Source organism: Microvirga terrestris (genome assembly GCF_015694425.1).
In the GTDB taxonomy this organism is placed as follows: Bacteria; Pseudomonadota; Alphaproteobacteria; order Rhizobiales; family Beijerinckiaceae; genus Microvirga; species Microvirga terrestris.
Window position 1 is genome coordinate 41,234 of record NZ_JADQDN010000004.1, and the last position, 17,180, is coordinate 58,413.

Sequence of the window (17,180 nt, forward strand, 5' to 3'; positions counted from 1 at the left end):
AGGTGTGTCGTGCGCCGCGTTCTGATCCCCTTCCTTCTGGGCCTGCAAGCGATCAGCGCACCGAACGCACTCGCCCAGGCCACACCGTTCAGTATGACGCCCGGCGGCTCAAGCGCGCCACAGGCCAGCCCTGCGCCAGCCCCCAATCAAGCAGCGCCTGCCGGGCCTTTCGACATGCGCCAGCCCGGCTCGCCACCGTTCGCAGCACCGGCACCACGACCGGCCGATCCGCAGCCCGCGCCCCCGGCTGGCGCGGCCGCGCCCTTCAGCATGGGACCGCGCAACACCGTTCCGCCTGCAGGAGCGGTTGGAAGTGCACCTCCGCCTGCCCGTGCGCCCGTCGTCACGAATGCTCCGGCAGCACGCAGCGTCGCGCGCATTGAGCGGCCGATCCTTCCCTTCGAGACGCTCCGTTTTGAGGGTGAAACAGACGCCAGGTCCTGGACCTTCCATCTCACGCAGGACGAGGCTGCAAGCGGCACGACCCTGTCCATGGGGTACAAGAACGCCGTCGTGGTCATGCCAGAGGGCTCCCGCCTGAGGGTCGCGATCAACGGCGAATCCGTGCTCGACACGCCAGTCGCCTCATCGAACGACATCAAGCGCGTAACGGCTTCGATCCGCCCTGGTCTTCTTCGCCCGGGACAGAACATCATCCGCATGGAAACCCTTCAGCGCCATCGGACGGACTGCACCATCGCAGCGACTTATGAGCTCTGGACCGATGTGGATTCGGCATCCACGCGCCTCATCTTCGCCGAAGGGGCGACCAAGACCCTGCGTGGTCTGGATGATCTGCCCGCCGTGGGGGTCGACAGCACAGGCGTCACCACGATCCGGGTGGTTGCGCCCAAAATCTACCGGCCGGAAATCCGGGACAGGCTGCTGCGTCTCGCGCAGACCGTTGCCCTGCGCGGACGCTATGCTCATCCCGTGATCCAGGTGTTGGAATCCGATCCGGGCCCATCGCCTGTCGGGACGATCAAGGTTGCCATGGGCCTTGCCGGCGAGCTGCGCGGCCTCGTGCCTGGCATTCCGGATGCCGCTTCGGTGCAGCCCCTGACCATGATGATGCAGGAGCCGGGCTCCTCCATCGGCTCAACCCTGGTGGTTTCAGGACCAACCTGGCAGGATCTCGACACGGCGATCGGGATCGTCAGGGCGCAGACCCTGAACCCTCTCAACGCCGAACGCGGGATCATCGACACGGCCTCCTGGCACTGGCCCGAGGTTCCCACGGCATTCGGCGATCAGACCTTCCGCTTTGCGGATCTGGGCGTGCCGACGCAGGAGTTTTCCGGCCGGCGCCTGAAGGTGGATCTCGCCATCAATCTGCCCTCGGACTTCTATGCCACCGAGTACGGGGAAGCGATCCTGCATCTCGATGCCGCCTATACGTCGGCAGTCCGGCCCGGCAGCCATGTGAACGTGTTCGTCAACGGCCAGATCAGCACGCAGATGACGATCACCACGCAGGGAGACATCGTCCGGCGGCATACCGTCCGGGTTCCGCTCAAGAACTTCAAATCCGGGTTCAACCGCATCACCCTCGAGGCGGCTCTGATGACGGACGCGGACGCCCGCTGCGCCCCGGGGGAAACTCTCTCTGAAACGAAGCGCTTCGTTCTGTTCGACACCACCACCCTCGAGTTTCCGAAATTCGGCCGTATCGGACGCCTGCCCGATCTGGCGGTTCTCGGAGCCGGCCGTTTCTCGGACGAAGACCTTCCCACCACCGTCGTCCTGGCGCGTCCCGACGCGCTGAACCTGTCCGCCGCCGGGACCCTGCTGTCCCGCATGGCGCGCAACGCCAACCAGCCGGTGCGGGCGCAGTTCGCCAATGCGGCTTCAGCCGACGACGAATCCGTTCTGTTCATCGGCGCCGTCGACCAGATCCCGGCCGGCATGCTCAATCGTGTGAGGGTGACGGAGCATCTGCGCATGATGTGGCCCTCGACGCCGGTCGCAGACAACAAGGGTGGGTCACAGACGGCAAGCGCGGATTTCACCATGCCGCTCAGCGAGGGATCACCTGACCGCACGGCCACGGCTTCGACCGACGAGGTCCGCAGGCGCTGGTCGGATACATTCCAGCGCCGCGGCATCGTTCAGCAGACGATCGGTTCCGTGCAGGATTGGCTGGAAAAGACCTTCAGCCTCTCCCTCTCGTCGTTGAAGCTGGAAGAGCAACCTGATGCACCCTACGAACCGCCTCAGCGTGCATCTCTGCTCATGGCGCAGAGCCGCAGTGAGGGAACGGGAGTCTGGACCCTTGTGACGGCCCGCACGGATCGTGCGCTGGCGGACGAGATGGCCCGCCTGGCCAATCCCCTGCTCTGGTCTCAGGTCTCGGGACGCGCCATCGCGCTGGAGCCGAGGGAGATGAAGCTGCAGGTCGAGCCCATCAACGATTATCGCTTCGTGCAGACACAGCCGCCCTCACTGACGAATATTCGCCTCGTCGCAGCGAACTGGATGTCCGCCAACATCCTTCAGTATGCTCTCATCATGCTGGCATGCTGCACGTTCCTCGGCGTTGCCACCGCCCTGCTCCTGAGCCGATTGGGCCGACGCTCATGACGCGTCGGGTGCCGCGCTTAGCACCATTCCTACCATGGCTCCTGGCCATGCTCTCCCTCGTCATGGCCCCAATGGCATTCTCACAGAGTCTCGCCGTGCAGCGGCTGAAGATCGCGGGAACCGTGTCGTCGGTCGATTGGGAGGCTTACCGCTCCCGCTTTGTCGAGGACAGCGGTCGTGTGGTCGATACCGCCAACGGCAATATCAGCCACAGCGAGGGGCAGGGCTATGGCCTCCTCCTCGCCCTGGCGGCCTCCGACCGGCGCTCCTTCGAGCAGATCTGGAGCTTCACCTTCACCGAACTCCTGATCCGGGACGACGGCCTGGCGGTGTGGAAGTGGGACCCTGGCGCAAAGCCTCGAGTGACAGACCGCAACAACGCCACCGATGGCGATCTTCTGATCGCCTATGCGCTGGCAAAGGCTGGGGAAGTCTGGCAGGAGCCCCGTTACACCACCGCCGCGCAGAAAATCGCCAGAGCGATCGGCAAGAACACTCTCGGTCGCAGCGGTCGCTCTCTCATACTTCTGCCCGGCGCCAGTGGTTTCGGAGAAGGAGACCGCCCCGATGGCCCGGTGGTCAACCTCTCCTATTGGGTTTTCGAGACCTTTCCCATTATGGCGGCGCTCGCGCCGGAATACGAATGGACCCGCGTCTGGCGCGACGGGGTCCTGCTGCTTCAGCAGGCCACCGCGGGCCGCGTGCGGCTTCCGGCGGATTGGCTATCTCTTCAAAGCGGATTGCAGCCCAAGCCGGCAGACGGCTTTCCGCCTGAGTTTGGTTACAACTCCTTAAGGATACCGCTTTACCTGTTGAGAGCAGGGATGACTGATTTGGAGTGGCTGAGAGCCCTTAAGCAGCGCTGGTCTGCGGAGAACGAAGGCGTTGCCGTGGTCAACGTGGTGACCGGACAGATCCGGGAGCGGCTCACGGACCAGGGATATGCCATTCTTCACGCGGCTCTGGCCTGCGCGCTCGAAGGAACATCTGTTCCGCCAGCGCTGAGGACGTTCGAGCCGAGCCTCTATTATCCGTCCACCCTGTACCTTTTGGCGAAATCCCTGCTGGGTGAGAAATATCCGCAATGCGTCTCGTCGGCAGCGCCATAACGACTGCGATCCTGATCCTGGGATTTGCAGCGATCGCGCAGCAGACCGGCCCCGGCGGCTCTCAGCCGCCCGCCGGATCGCCGCCGTCCGAGTCGCCTCCTGCCAACGGCTCCCAGTCGCAGGTCGATGAATCGGCGCTTCGCTATTTCGCATCCCAGGGCGATACTCGAAGGGTGAATGCGGAGATCGCCCGGCTCAGAGCGCTCTATCCCAACTGGACACCGCCCAGCGACCTGTCGCAGCTCTCCGCCGGTGGCGCCGCAGCGGCACCTGATCCGATCATCGAGCGCCTGTGGAATCTCTATCGCGAGGACCGGATCGCCGAAGTCCGTGCCGCGATTGCCGAACGCCAGACCTCGGACCAAAACTGGAAGCCGCCGGAGGAGCTGGTCACGGCTCTGGAAACGGTGGAGGCGCGCCGCCGCCTGGTCAATGCCTCCGATTCCGGCCAATGGCAGACCGTGCTGTCCGTGGCGACCGAGGCTCCCAGCCTCCTCACCTGCACCAATGTGGACGTGCTCTGGCGCGTGGCGGAGGCGTTCGCCAGGACGGATCGGCCCGCTCGTACTCGGGATGTCTACACCTATCTCCTGACGAACTGCGCCAATCCGGCCGAACGCCTCGCGACCTTGCAGAAGGCCCTCACCCTCCTGCCCGAACAGCAGGTGGCTGATCTGCTCCAGTTCGAGCGCAGGGCAGGCGAGACCCCGGACGATTTCAGCTCCATCCGCGACGAGCTGGCCCGCCGCAGGGTCGAGCGCGCCTCCCTCGACAGCAAAATGACGGCATCGGCCGAGGATCTCGCGGCAGTCGAGAGGCTGATGCGAAACACCAATGAAGCCGGCCCCGTGCTGATCCTCGGCTGGTACAACTACCACCATGGCAATCCGGCGCGGGCGCTCGAACTGTTCAAGACAGGCCTCGACCGCAACGGCGGCGCCAAGGCGGCGGAAGGCTACGCCATGTCGCTGCGGGCGCTCGAGCGGCTCACGGACGCCGAGGCCTTCGCCTATGAGTGGCGTGAGCGCGCTCCCGAGAACATGAAGATCTACCTGGACATCGCCACGGCACTCCTCAGCCAGGATCCGCCGCAGCGGCTCGAGGCGCGGGTGGTCGCGCGGATCGTGCCGGTTGTGACGGCGCAGCGTTTCTCCAACGGAGCCCAGGCCCTGGGCTGGTACTCCTACAACACGCAGCAGATCCGGACTGCGCGGGACTGGTTCCGCACGGCTCTCGGCTGGAAGCCCGAGGAAGAACCCTCGGCCTATGGCCTCGCCCTGTCGACGCAGCGACTGAACGAGCGCGCAGCCTTCAACGCCATCGTCGCCCAGTGGAGGAACCGTTCCGAACGCATCGCCGATCTCGCGGACGGCACCGGTCCCGGCTCCGGGCGGCGACCCGCTCCGGACCAGCCTCGGGCCGAGATGGATGCCGCTCCGCGCGCTGCCGTGCCCCGTCAGGTCGCCGTGGAGCGTGTCGAGGTCGAACAGCCACTCGTCCGAACCGAGGAGGGCGTGCGGGTCCGCCAGACCCAGGCTCGGTCCACTCTGGGGCGCAGTTGCGCCATGACGCGCAATCCAACAAACCTTTCAGGCGACGCGGCTCTCACCCGCGGCTGGTGCCTGATGGAGATCAACCGGCCCCTGGAGGCCGTTGCCGCCTTCGACCAGGCCATCGCCACCGGCAGCGGTCGCGCCCGCGAAGAGGCCGCCTACGGCAAGTCCTTGGCCTATCTGCGCAAGAACCTGACCTCCGAGGCCGCAATCGCGGCAGCCGAGGCGCCGCAGACCCGTTCGCGTCAGGTGGAGCTTGGAGCCTCGATCCTGACCCAGCGGGCGTTGGCCGCATACCGAGACAAGCGCTACGTGGAAACCCTTCTCGCCCTGGGCGAGCGAGCGCGGCTTGTGCCGGAGCAGAACGATCTCCTGCTGATTCGCGGCTGGTCCTATTTCAATCTCGGCCGCTACAAAGATGCCGAGCAGGTCTTCCGCGCCGTCCAGCGGACGGGTCATTCGGAAGAGGCCAGCATCGGCCTGAACGCCATTCAAGAGGCTACGGACCAAGCGTCTCAGTAGCCGGATAGCGCGGTTGCCGGAGGCGGCCCGGTGCCTATCTAATGCTCACCAAACCTTTACCCCTCACCCGGAACCAACGTCCAGCGATCTGATCCATGGCGAGCCTGCAGATCATCATCTTCGACGTGTGCGGCACCGCCTGTGCCTTGCACCGGGGCGCCGTGCGCGAGTTCCTGCCGCTGCCCCGCCTGTGGCGTCCACCGGCGCTGCCCCGGCCGGTCGCCGGCTTCTTCAACCTCGGCGGAGATGCGGTTCCGGTCCTCCGGCTCGACGTGCTGTTCGGCCTCCAGAAGGGTGAGGGCGAGCCGGAGGCCGATCTCTACCGGCACCTGATCCTGATCGGAGCGAGTGGCTCAGCTGGCCCCAATGCGCTCCTTGTCGACCGCGTTCTGGATGTGGCGACGGTAAATACCGCTCAAATCTCTGACGTCAGGCAGGCGGGGACCCTGAACGGCTGCGTCGAGGCGGAGGTCACCTGGAGTGACCGGCTGGTTCATCTTCTCTCCGCTGAGCGGATCCTGCTGGCAGAAGAACAGCAAGCCCTGGCGGAGCTCGGACGCCAAATGCAGAGCCGCCTCAACGAATGGGCGGTCCCGGCCTGATGGCCGCACGACCCGATCCTGTTCCGTTGCTCGATGCCGGCTTTCCCCAACTGAAAAGCCGTGTGATCGAGCGCACGGGACATTTCTATTACCAGGACAAGGACGACCTCCTGTGGGAGCGCGTGCGCAAGCGTCTGCGCGCCACGGGCCTGTCCGATTCCGGCGCCTACCTGGCCCTTCTCGACGACTCGATCTCGGGCCCGGCGGAATGGGGAAAGCTCGAGGCCGAGATCACCATCGGCGAGACGTTCTTCTTCCGCTACGCGGAGCAGTTCGCAGCCCTGCGCGAGACCATTCTGCCCGAGATCATCGCCCGGAAGGCCGCTACGCGGCGGCTGCGCATCTGGAGCGCCGGATGCTCCACCGGAGCCGAGCCCTATTCCCTGGCCATTCTCACGAATGAAATCCTCGGCGAGAGCGTTGGGACGTGGCGCGTCAGCATTCTCGGAACCGATATCAACGACAGTGTCCTGAGAACCGCCCGGCAGGCCCGGTTCGGCAAATGGGCGTTGCGCTCCATGCCGGATGAGCAGCGGGACCGATATTTTCTGAACACCGGCAAGGAGCAGTGGGAGGTGCGGCGGGAGTTTCGCTCCCTGGTCCGCTTCGAGCGGCACAACCTGCTGAGCCTTCTCGACGGGACATCGCCGCTCGAACTCACCGACTTCGATCTGATCCTGTGCCGTAATGTCCTGATCTACTTCCATCCCGACACCGTGACCCGGATTGTGGGAGCCTTGCGCGACCGCCTGGACGACGATGGCTGGATGCTGCTGGGCCATGCCGAACCCAATCCTGTCTTCTCGACGATGATGCAGGCCCTGAACCTGCCGGGAACCGTCGCCTACCGGCGTGGGGCCGGCACTGCGCCACCGCCGACGCCTGCCCCGCTGCAGCCCAGGGCCACCCTGCAGGAGTGGAAGCCGCTCCTGCCTGAACCCAAGCCTGAAGCGCCAAATCGCAGACCAGCCCTCCCGCGCCTCACGAAGGCTCCACAAAAGGCGTCCGCCTTTCCTGTTCCTCAGGCAGCCGGGGACCTCCTCGGCGATATCAAGACGCGTGCCGATGCGGGCGATCTCGCTGCGGCAGCGGACCTCTGCCAGAAGGCTCTCATTACCGAGCCGCTGAGCGCCGCACTGCATTTTTACCAGGGCCTCGTTCTTCGAGCACTAGGGCGCCCTGACGCGGCTGAGAAAAGCTTCCTTAAGAGCCTTTATCTCGATAAAAACTTCGCCATGGCTCATTACCATCTCGGACTCCTGCTGCTCGCCGAGGGAAAATCGGCCCCGGGGCGACGCTCCCTCACCCATGCGGCCCAGAGCGTCGCGGCGATGGCTGACGATTGCCCACTCGACGAAGGCGATGGGGTCACCGCGAAGGAGCTGCGTGAGCTGGCGCGCATCCACCTCGACGCTGCAGCGCCGTCCAGACGGAAGGCATGACAATGGCAAAATCGGTGCGGCGCAAGCTGAGGCAGATCGAAAGAGGCGGGATCCGCTCGGCCGAGGAACGGGTGCAGCATATCCTCGATGAGAGAACCGAGAGCCTCGCATCGCGGCGCAGGGATGAAGCATCGCCGGTTCAGGCCCTGCCGCGCGCCCTTGTCTGCGGCTCAGGCCGCGAGCGCTTCGGGATTCCGGTTGAGACTGTTGCCGAAGTGCTGCCTCCACAGAAAGTCATGCCAATTCCGGATGGACCACAGGCATTGGTCGGCTTGTTCGGTCGAGGTGGACGACTGGTGAGCGTGATCGATCTGGCGCTCGCGCTGGGCATCGAACCATCCTCTACGGAGGATGGAGACCATCATGTCGTACTGCTCCGCCGAGATCAGCCGCAGGTGGCTCTCAGGGTCGAGCGCGCCTATGCGGTCGCTGACATTCATCTGCTGACGGGTGAGGCCACGGGCTTCCGAACCGAGGCGGTGACCGGCTATGCCCGCGTGCTAGACGCCGCCGGAGACCCGGCCGATATCCTGTCTCTTCTCGATACCGAGCGGCTTCTGCGCTCCTTCCTGTACATTTCCCCTGTTTCTGGAGTCTGACGTGACGATCTCGATCGCCAACCGTATTCTTCTCGGCTTCGCCGTCATTGTCGCCCTCATGGTCGGGCTTGGCCTCTATTCCATCAACCGGCTCGACGACGTTCGGCAGACAACCGAGAGGATTGTCTCGAGGGACATCTCACTGATGCGTCAGCTGGAGGTCATCGACGATGACCAGAACGTCATGCGCAACCTCCGGCAGCAGATCATGGCAGGCTACCTGCTTCGCGCCCTGGGCCAGCAGGTTTCCTTCGAAGATCGCATTCAGGAGTGGAATAGGGTCGCGTCAAAGACAGAGGCGGATATCGCTCAAGCGACAGCCATGGTGAGCGGCTTCGCCGCGCAGTCGATCTCCCGGGAGCGCGGAGCCGCCTGGCAGCGGGTTACGGCTCTTCTCAAGGAGGCCAGCGAAGGTCTCCGCCAGTTGCGAACCGCGAGCGAACAGCAATTCGCGGAACTGCGGAGTGGTGATCTCGCCACCATGCAGAGGACGCAGACGATCCTGGATGCGCGGCGCAGCGACTGGGTCAGAACGCTCGATAGCGTCAGAGCCGTCATGTTCGAGGCCAATGCGGTCGGGCAGCGGCAGGCCGGCGAAATCTACGAGAGGAGCCGAACATCGATCATCGTGGCAGTGGCGGGCATCGCCCTGCTGAGCCTGATCATCAGCTATCTCCTGCGCTCGTCCATCATCACGCCTCTCGGTGTTTTCATGGGCTTTGTCGAGCGGATCGGGCGCGGAGAGCTGGGCGGCCAGATGGCCGTGACCGGCAAGGACGAGATCGGACATCTCGGCGCCACGCTCAATACGATGGTCGAGGGCTTGCGGCAGCTCGCGCGCCAAAGCCGTGAGGCCACCGAGAACCTGAATGCGGCGGCGGCGGAAATCCGCGCTTCGACCCAGGAGCAGGCGGCCTCCGTCGAAGAGCAGCTGGCGGCCGTTCAGGAAACTGCAGCAACCGTCGATGAGATCACCCATTCGGGAGCCCAGATCGGCAAGCGTGCTCAGGAGGTCATCGCCTCCGCGCAGGCTGCGGCCCAGACCAGCATGGCTGGATTGCAAGCTGTCGACGACACCGCACGCGCCATGGATGCAATCCGCGAGCAGGCCGAAGCGGTGGCGGAAAACATCGTCGCCTTGAGCGAGAAGACGCAGGCTGTCGGCGAGATCATCTCCTCCGTCAACGACATCTCAGAACGTACGCATCTTCTGGCGCTGAACGCAGCGATCGAAGCGGCAGCAGCCGGCGAGAACGGACGCAGCTTCGCGGTCGTGGCGTCCGAGATGAAGACGCTTGCCGATCAGGCCAAGGACGCGACCACCCAGGTGCGCTCGATCCTGGGCGACATTCAGCGCGGCATCAATTCGTCCGTGATGCTGACCGAGGAGGCCGTCAAGCGCGTGAGCGCCGGCAAGGAGCGCACCGACATCACGCAGCAGACGATCACCGGCATCTCGGGCCAGATCCAGGAAAGCGTGCAGACCTTCCAGCAGATCGTCGCCTCCACCAACCAGCAGCAGCTCGGCATCGAGCAGGTGATGGGCGCCCTCCAGAACATTCGTCAGGCGAGCCAGCAGACGGCAGCCGGCACACGGCAGCTCGACACGGCAGCGGCCAATCTGTCCCAGCTCGCGCAGCAGCTCCTCGGCCTCGCCGAACGCTATCGTCTCTAACGCGGCGGACATGGAGATGCGCGCATCGTGACGGATATCCGCAAACAGCTGCTGGCAGCCTTCGACGCGGAGCATCGGGAGCATCTCGGTGTGATCCGATCTGCGCTCGATCAGGCCGGCCGGGGCGAGATCGACCTGACGGATGTCTTTCGCCGGGCGCACAGCCTGAAAGGCGCGGCCCGCGCGGTTGATCTGCCCTCCGTAGAGGAGGTTGCGCACCAGCTTGAGTCGCTGTTCTCACAGGTTCTGGAAGGGCAGCAATCCCTCGACGAGCCGACGATTGCGACGGTGCGGCGCAATCTCGATCTGATCGAGGATCTCGTCGCCGGCGTTCTCAAGCCCTCAGCGCCTCCCGTCGAGGCGAAGCCAGCGCCTGCAATGGCCACGGCACCTCGCGACCCGGAGCCCTCACCTGCGAAAACCGACGCAATCCTTCCCGCTGACGCCGGCGGCAGCGCATACCTGCGCGTGGCGGCCGAACAGATGGAGGAACTCTCCACCTCTATGCACCAGCTTCTGACCGTGCTGCAGGCAAACGAAAGCCTTGATGATGACTTGCGGCAAGTCGAGCTCGAGGTCCGTGGCTTGCGACGGAGCTGGGATCAGCTGCAAGAGCAGATGAACGCCTCGGGCGCAGCCACACAACAGGAACTTTATTCAACCTCGCGCAAGGCCGCATCGTTCGCTCCGCGCTTGCGCGATTTCGACCAAGGCTTGAAAGGCTTGTTCCGCAGGATATCCGCCCTGACCCGCGAGCGGCGGCATTCGAGCTGGTCCGTTGAACAGGCCGCCCGCCAGCTGCGCGAAAACATCGACCGGGTGTCGCTCGTCTCGGCCGAGACGGTGTTCGGCGGCTTCGGGCCCATGGTGCGCGAGATTGCCCGAGAGGCCGGTCGGGATGCGCATGTGCGCAGCACCGGCCTCGACATCCAGGTCGACCGGCAGGTGCTTCAGGCCCTCAAGGATCCCGTGATGCATCTCCTGCGCAATGCGGTAAGCCATGGCGTGGAACTCCCGGAGGAACGGATCGCCAATGGCAAGCCCGAGCGGGCCGAGGTCATCCTGGAGCTGACATCGCGCGGCGGCCGCTTGGTCGTCAGCATTCGGGATGATGGACGCGGCCCCGATCTCGCCCGGATCGAGCAGGTCGCCATCGAGCGCGGGCTGCTTCAGCCCAGGCCTCCAGGCCATCCGCCGCCGATGATGGATCAGTTGCTCGCTCTCGTCTTCACGCCGGGCTTTTCGACGGCAGGCGAAATCGACAGGCTGTCCGGCCGTGGCATCGGCCTGTCTGTCGTGGCGGAAGCCGTTCGCAGGCTGCAAGGGTCGGTTCTGCTCCGGCCCCGCTACCCGCACGGTACTGAGGTTTTGCTGAACGTACCGTTCACGGCCGCACGGCAGCCGTTGCTGCTGCTTGAGGCGGAAGGCCGCATGTTCGGCCTGCCCGCCCACGCGGTCGAGCGCCTTCTGCGCCTCCGGACCGAAGCACTGGAGAGTGTGGAAGGCCGGCCGGCCGCCCGGATCGAGTTCGGGGGGCAGGACGTTGTCGTTTCGGTCATCGCCCTTGCCGCTCTGACAGGATCCCCCCATGCCCCCCTCCCGACCGAGAACGGACACGTGAAGGCTGTTCTCATTCGCCACGGCTCACGAACCTGCGCCTTTGCCGTCAACGGGTTCCACGACGTCCGCACGATGCTCGTCAGTGATGGTCAGGCCATTGGGCTGAACGATCTGGTCTCAGGAACCGTGCTGCTCGACGACGAGATGCCGGCTCTCGTGCTCAGCCCGGATCGACTGATCGAACATTGGATCAGGAACGAAAGCGGCCTCGCGAGCGGAGGTTTGGGTCTCACGGGATGGGCCCAGGAGGAGGAACGCCAAGCCAGGACGATCCTCGTGGTCGACGATTCCATCACCACCCGCACGCTTGAAAAGAGCATTCTGGAGGCGCAGGGCTATGAGGTTGTCCTCAGCGTCGACGGTATCGATGCCCTCCATGTGCTGCGCTCGGGCGAAGCCATGATCGATCTCGTGATCGCCGATGTGGAAATGCCGCGTATGGACGGCTTCGGTCTGCTGCAGGTGATCAAGAACGACCCGCGGCTTTCCGCCCTCCCGGTGATCCTGATGACGTCCCGCGCCGACCCCGAGGACGTGCGCAGGGGTCTCGATCTTGGCGCGAGCGCCTATATCACCAAGCAGAAGTTCGATCAGCGCGAGCTGCTGGCGACGATCGGACAGGTATTGTGAGTTCCGGGTGATGAGTATGGCGCCTCAGTTGCGTGTCCGGGTGATGGTCGTCGAGGATTCCCTCGTCGTTCGCCAATTGCTCGTCCATATCATCGCTAGCGATCCACGCCTTGTGGTGGCCGCAGCCGTGGGCTCCGCCGAGGAGGCGCTGCGGGAGATCGGCCGCATCCGGCCGGATGTGATCTCCATGGATATTCGCCTGCCGGGAATGGACGGATTGGAGGCGACGCGCAGGATCATGGCGGAGCAGCCGACGCCCATCGTGGTCATTGCCGACAGCATCGAGGATTCCTCGCTCAAGATTTCCATGAACGCCCTGCGGGCCGGGGCGCTCACGGTGGTGGAGAAGCCCGTTGGTCTCTCCAGCGACGGCTATGCCGCCATCGCCGGCACCATCTGCACCCAGCTCTACATTATGAGTCAGGTGCCCGTCGTCAGGCAGCGTGCATTCACGCCCTGGCGTGAGGCCGCCGCCCCCAGGCGCGACCCAGAATGGAGCACGACGCGTCCGAGCATCATGGGGATTGCTGCCTCGACCGGCGGACCGCCCGCGCTGGCGAAAATCCTCGGTGCCCTGCCCCCGGACTTTCCACTGCCGATTCTCCTCGTCCAGCACATGGGAGCTCCCTTCATGGAAGGCTTCGCGTCCTGGCTGAACGGACTGGTCCCTCTCGAAGTGCGCCTTGCCCAGGATCAGGAGACCCCGATACCCGGCCGGGTCTATGTCGCGCCCGGGGACCGGCACCTGCTTCTCTCCTCGGCCGGCACCCTGAAGCTGAGCGCCGAGCCGCCCCTCGGCAACCAGAGACCCTCGGCCACCATGCTGTTCCAATCGATGGCACGCTCGCTCGGTCGCAGGAGCCTGGGTGTCATCCTCACCGGCATGGGCGAGGACGGTGCCCAGGGCCTCGTTGAGCTGCGCCAGGCTGGCGGCTATGCGGTGGCGGAGGACGAAAGCACCGCTGTCGTCTACGGCATGCCGGCGGCGGCCGCGCGCATGGGCGGCGTCAATGTCAGCGTGCCCCTCGACATGATCGCCCCCCGTATCCTGCGCCTGGCCCGAGGAGACGGCGAATGAGCACGGGCCCCATAGCGCAGGCCGCCGAGATCCTTCTTGTCGAGGATTCGGAGACCCAGGCGCTGCAGCTGCGCCACATGCTGGAGACGAACGGCTTTCATGTCTCCTGGCGCTCGACTGCGGAGGCCGCCCTCGACGGGCTGAACGAGAAGCTTCCCGACCTCGTTATCGCCGATTTCCACCTGCCCGGCATGAACGGGGATGAGCTGACCCGGCAGATGCGCCTGAACGTTCGCACCCGCGCCATTCCGGTCATCATGCTCACGGAAGCCCGGGAGCGCACCGTCGAGCGGCAGGGCCTGGAGAGCGGGGCCGACGCCTACATTTCCAAATCCGCCGAACAGGAGCTGATCATCCTGCGGATCAAGGCGCTTCTGCGCCGGCGTCCATCGCTCACCAGCGATGAGCAGGAGGAGCGGCAGTCTCCCAGTTTCGGAACGTTTCGTCGGGCCTGCATCCTGATCGTGGACGACAGCATCACCCGCCGCACCTACCTTCAGGACATGCTGGCCCACGAGGGCTATGCGGTCACCGCCGCTCCCAATCCTGGCGAGGCCCTGCGGCTCGTGCACTCGGTGGATGCCACCTGGGACTGCATCCTGGTGAACCTGCTCAGTCCGGGCTTCGACGGCATCGAACTCTGCCGCCAGCTGAACCTGTACCGGGGCTTGGCGCCCCTGCCGGGAGCAGACGCTCCGAGCTTTGCCATCGTGGGCCTGGGCAACGAAGAGGGTGGGCAGCTTCTCGCCCGGGCCTTTGCCGCAGGGGTGGACGATATCATCCCGACCAGCATCGAGGCCGACGGGATGCGGGTGCGGATCCGCGCGCTCGTGCGGCGCAAGCTCATGCAGGATGAGAACTGGCGCATCGAGGCGGAGTTGCGCGAGCGTGAGATCGCGCTGGCCCGCGCTCGGGCCGAAGCCGCCTCGGCCGAGGCGCTCGCCAAGGCGAACCGCGAGCTAGAAGAGGCCAATGACCTCCTGAAGGGAACCCAGGCCCAGCTCGTCCAAGCGGCCAAGATGGCCTCGCTGGGCGAATTGGTGGCGGGCATCGCCCATGAGATCAACAATCCCCTGGCCTTCATCCAGGCGCACCAGGGAACCGTTGAACGGCTACTCACGGAAATCGAAGGAAAGCTCCCACCTGAGGCTGGGCTTGAGCGGCAGGTTCGAAAATCCCTCGACCGGATCGGCGCCATGAAACTCGGGCTCGGCCGGATTCAGGAACTCGTCCTGAATCTCCGGCGCTTCTCGCGTCTGGACGAAGGCGATTTCCAGACCGTCAACGTGCCCGAATCAATCGAGACCGTTCTGGCTCTCCTGGGTCACAAACTGGGCACCCGAATCGATGTGCGCCGCCACTACAAGGCGGTTCCGGATCTCTACTGCTCGCCCGCCCTGCTCAATCAGGTCGTGATGAACATCCTCGGCAATGCGGCCGATGCCATCAAGGGGACCGGCGGCATAGACATTGAAACCGAGAGCAACGAGACAACCTATACGATCAGGATCAACGATACGGGGCCGGGAATCCCACCGGAATTGCGGGAGCGCATCTTCGAACCGTTCTTCACCACCAAACCCGTTGGGTCTGGAACTGGACTTGGCCTGGCCATCGCCTATAGCGTCGTCCAGGCCCACAAAGGATCGATCACGGTGACTGGGGGGCCGGCCGGTGGGGCCAGCTTCATCATCACGATCCCGAGGCAGATTGTTTCATGACCTTGCCGAGCGAGATGACTTCAACGAATGGCACGATCCTGGTGGTCGACGACGAGCCGGATATTCTGGTCGCACTCGAAGATCTGTTCGAGAACGATTACAGGGTGCTGACAGCCTCGTCTCCGCTCAAAGCGCTCGAGATCCTCCGGCACGAACCGGAAGTCGCCATCATCATCTCGGACCAGCGCATGCCTGAAATGCAAGGCGATGAGTTTTTGGCCAAGGCCCGGGATGTGTCCGACGCAGAGGCGATTCTCCTTACAGGATATGCGGACCTGAAAGCGGTGATCGGCGCGGTCAACAAGGGCCGCATCATGGCCTATGTACCCAAGCCCTGGGAGCCCACCGCCCTTTCCAATATGGTGGCCGCGGCCTATCAGCGGCGCCTCCTTGCACGGGAACTCGATACCGAGCGCGCGCTTCTGCACGGGCTGATGGAGAGCACGGGCGATCTGATCTCGTTCAAAGATCCGGAAGGCCGCTTCGTGCGCCTGAACGCCGGCAAGGCCAGGAGCCTCGGTGGCACGGCCGGCGACTGCCTGGGCCACAAGGAGAGGGATTACATTTCGCCTGAGCGGGCGACGATGATCGAGGAGGCCGAGCGGCGCGCCATCCAAGCCCGTCAGCCCGACGAGGTGATCGAGGAGCGCACCCTGCCCGACGGCAAGACGCAGTGGTTTCTCATCAACCACATCCCGATCCTCGATGATCAGGGCAATGTGACGAATCTCGCCACCATCGAGCGCGACATCACGGAACGCAAGCTGATGGAGTTGCGCCTGCGTCAGGCCGACAAGATGCAGGCTCTCGGCACCCTCGCCGGCGGTGTGGCACATGACTTCAACAATCTGCTGATGGCCGTGCTCGGCAGCCTGGACCTCGCGTCGCGCCGGGCTCCCGACGATCCACGGCTGACGCGCCTTCTGCAGAATGCCACCTATGCGGCGGAGCGGGGTGCATCCCTGACCCAGAGGCTCCTGAGCTTCAGCCGCCAGCGGGACCTGAGATTGCAGGCTGTTGACGTGAACCAGGTCATTACCGGCATGAGCGATCTGCTCATCCGCACGCTCGGCGGCGTGATTCGGATCGAGAAGCACCTCGCAGATGAACTGTGGACCGCCATGGTCGATCCGGACCAGCTCGAACTGGCCATCCTGAACCTGTGCATCAATGCCCGCGACGCCATAACCGAGAGCGGGGTTCTCACCCTCTCGACCCGCAACGAGGTGGTCGAGGAAGGCCGGATCAATGATCTCCCCGGCGGGGATTACGTGCTGATCTCGGTGGCGGATACCGGCACCGGCATTCCACCGGAGGTTTTGGCGCGGGTGCTTGAGCCCTTCTTCACAACGAAGGAGGTGGGCAAGGGTACGGGTCTGGGGCTTCCCATGGTCTATGGGCTGGCGCAGCAATCCGGCGGCACTGTGACGATCCACAGCACGCTCGGCGTCGGCACGACGGTGGAACTCTATCTCTCACGTGCCACAGAGGCACAGGACGGCAGACCTCACGAGGAGCAGTCCATCGCCCTCGATGCTCCCAAAGTGCGGATCCTGCTTGTAGATGACGATGCGGAAGTTCGCACGGTGACGGCGGCTTACCTGAACGAGATGGGTCACCGTGTCGTCGAGGCCGCCGACGGATCTTCAGCCCTCGATATCCTGAAAACCGACGATCAGCTCGATGTGCTGATCGCGGATTTTGCCATGCCCGGCATGACGGGGATCGAACTCGCCGACAAGGCGCGCGAGGCCCGTCCCGGCCTTGGCATCATGGTTGTGACCGGCTACGCCGATCCCAAACGTGTGCCGGACGGCTACCTGATGTTGCACAAGCCTTTCACTCGCGCCGACCTCGCCGTAAAGGTCCGTGAGGCGGCCGGGCAGAAGCAGGAATGATGGCGCTTCCTGCCGGCCGGACCCCTGGCTGGATTGTGGACAACCCTGTTCTTGGCAGGGCTGTCCAAAGTTGTGAAGAATCGCGGAAATTTGACCAGAAAGCTGCTCTTAGAGGCTGCCGCAGGCACAGAAAATGGTTAATTTCCTCTAA

General features: G+C 64.5%; 11 protein-coding genes. All 11 read left to right on the forward strand.

The features are described from left to right. The first annotated feature begins 9 nt into the window (after window positions 1-9). The 11 genes from I2H36_RS09350 to I2H36_RS09400 all read left to right on the forward strand — a co-directional run bounded on the left by I2H36_RS09350 (window position 10) and on the right by I2H36_RS09400 (window position 17,029). A complete protein-coding gene (locus tag I2H36_RS09350; RefSeq protein ID WP_196263636.1) occupies window positions 10-2,580 on the forward strand; it encodes a cellulose biosynthesis cyclic di-GMP-binding regulatory protein BcsB in 2,571 nt (856 codons plus the stop codon). A gap of 47 nt (window positions 2,581-2,627) precedes the next feature. Next, the gene (locus I2H36_RS09355) at window positions 2,628-3,689 is read left to right on the forward strand and encodes a family 8 glycosyl hydrolase (RefSeq protein ID WP_246718735.1); all 1,062 of its coding nucleotides are present in this window, start codon (window positions 2,628-2,630) and stop codon (window positions 3,687-3,689) included. Next, window positions 3,665-5,764 (forward strand): tetratricopeptide repeat protein, encoded by a 2,100-nt coding sequence (locus tag I2H36_RS09360; RefSeq protein WP_196263637.1) that lies wholly within the window; start codon window positions 3,665-3,667, stop codon window positions 5,762-5,764. Before I2H36_RS09355 ends, I2H36_RS09360 begins: the two co-directional genes overlap by 25 nt. Window positions 5,765-5,859: 95 nt before the next feature. Next, window positions 5,860-6,366, forward strand: coding sequence for a chemotaxis protein CheW (locus I2H36_RS09365; RefSeq protein WP_196263638.1), 507 nt, complete (start codon window positions 5,860-5,862; stop codon window positions 6,364-6,366). Then, window positions 6,366-7,808 (forward strand): CheR family methyltransferase, encoded by a 1,443-nt coding sequence (locus tag I2H36_RS09370; RefSeq protein WP_196263639.1) that lies wholly within the window; start codon window positions 6,366-6,368, stop codon window positions 7,806-7,808. The genes I2H36_RS09365 and I2H36_RS09370 overlap by 1 nt, the downstream gene beginning before the upstream one ends. 2 nt (window positions 7,809-7,810) lie before the next feature. After that, entirely contained in the window at window positions 7,811-8,407 is a 597-nt protein-coding gene (locus I2H36_RS09375) for a chemotaxis protein CheW (protein WP_196263640.1), read from the forward strand. A 1-nt stretch (window position 8,408) separates the two neighbouring features. Then, a complete protein-coding gene (locus tag I2H36_RS09380) occupies window positions 8,409-10,082 on the forward strand; it encodes a methyl-accepting chemotaxis protein (RefSeq protein ID WP_343234425.1) in 1,674 nt (557 codons plus the stop codon). Between the two features lie 27 nt (window positions 10,083-10,109). Next, window positions 10,110-12,332 (forward strand): response regulator, encoded by a 2,223-nt coding sequence (locus I2H36_RS09385; RefSeq protein ID WP_196263641.1) that lies wholly within the window; start codon window positions 10,110-10,112, stop codon window positions 12,330-12,332. A 10-nt stretch (window positions 12,333-12,342) separates the two neighbouring features. Beyond that, window positions 12,343-13,410 carry a chemotaxis-specific protein-glutamate methyltransferase CheB gene (cheB, locus tag I2H36_RS09390; protein WP_196263642.1) on the forward strand — a complete coding sequence of 356 codons (1,068 nt, stop codon included), beginning with the start codon at window positions 12,343-12,345 and terminating at the stop codon, window positions 13,408-13,410. Further along, window positions 13,407-15,131 (forward strand): response regulator, encoded by a 1,725-nt coding sequence (locus tag I2H36_RS09395; protein WP_196263643.1) that lies wholly within the window; start codon window positions 13,407-13,409, stop codon window positions 15,129-15,131. The genes cheB and I2H36_RS09395 overlap by 4 nt, the downstream gene beginning before the upstream one ends. A gap of 14 nt (window positions 15,132-15,145) precedes the next feature. After that, a complete protein-coding gene (locus I2H36_RS09400; protein WP_246718736.1) occupies window positions 15,146-17,029 on the forward strand; it encodes a response regulator in 1,884 nt (627 codons plus the stop codon). The last annotated feature ends 151 nt before the right edge of the window (window positions 17,030-17,180 follow it).

What these genes read in the sequence shown, in the direction of transcription:
- I2H36_RS09375 (WP_196263640.1), top strand. Translation starts at nt 7,811, where the DNA reads ATGGCAAAATCGGTGCGGCGCAAGCTGAGGCAGATCGAAAGAGGCGGG.
- I2H36_RS09365 (WP_196263638.1), top strand. Translation starts at nt 5,860, where the DNA reads ATGGCGAGCCTGCAGATCATCATCTTCGACGTGTGCGGCACCGCCTGT.
- I2H36_RS09360 (WP_196263637.1), top strand. Translation starts at nt 3,665, where the DNA reads ATGCGTCTCGTCGGCAGCGCCATAACGACTGCGATCCTGATCCTGGGA.
- I2H36_RS09355 (WP_246718735.1), top strand. Translation starts at nt 2,628, where the DNA reads ATGCTCTCCCTCGTCATGGCCCCAATGGCATTCTCACAGAGTCTCGCC.
- cheB (WP_196263642.1), top strand. Translation starts at nt 12,343, where the DNA reads ATGAGTATGGCGCCTCAGTTGCGTGTCCGGGTGATGGTCGTCGAGGAT.
- I2H36_RS09395 (WP_196263643.1), top strand. Translation starts at nt 13,407, where the DNA reads ATGAGCACGGGCCCCATAGCGCAGGCCGCCGAGATCCTTCTTGTCGAG.
- I2H36_RS09400 (WP_246718736.1), top strand. Translation starts at nt 15,146, where the DNA reads ATGACTTCAACGAATGGCACGATCCTGGTGGTCGACGACGAGCCGGAT.
- I2H36_RS09370 (WP_196263639.1), top strand. Translation starts at nt 6,366, where the DNA reads ATGGCCGCACGACCCGATCCTGTTCCGTTGCTCGATGCCGGCTTTCCC.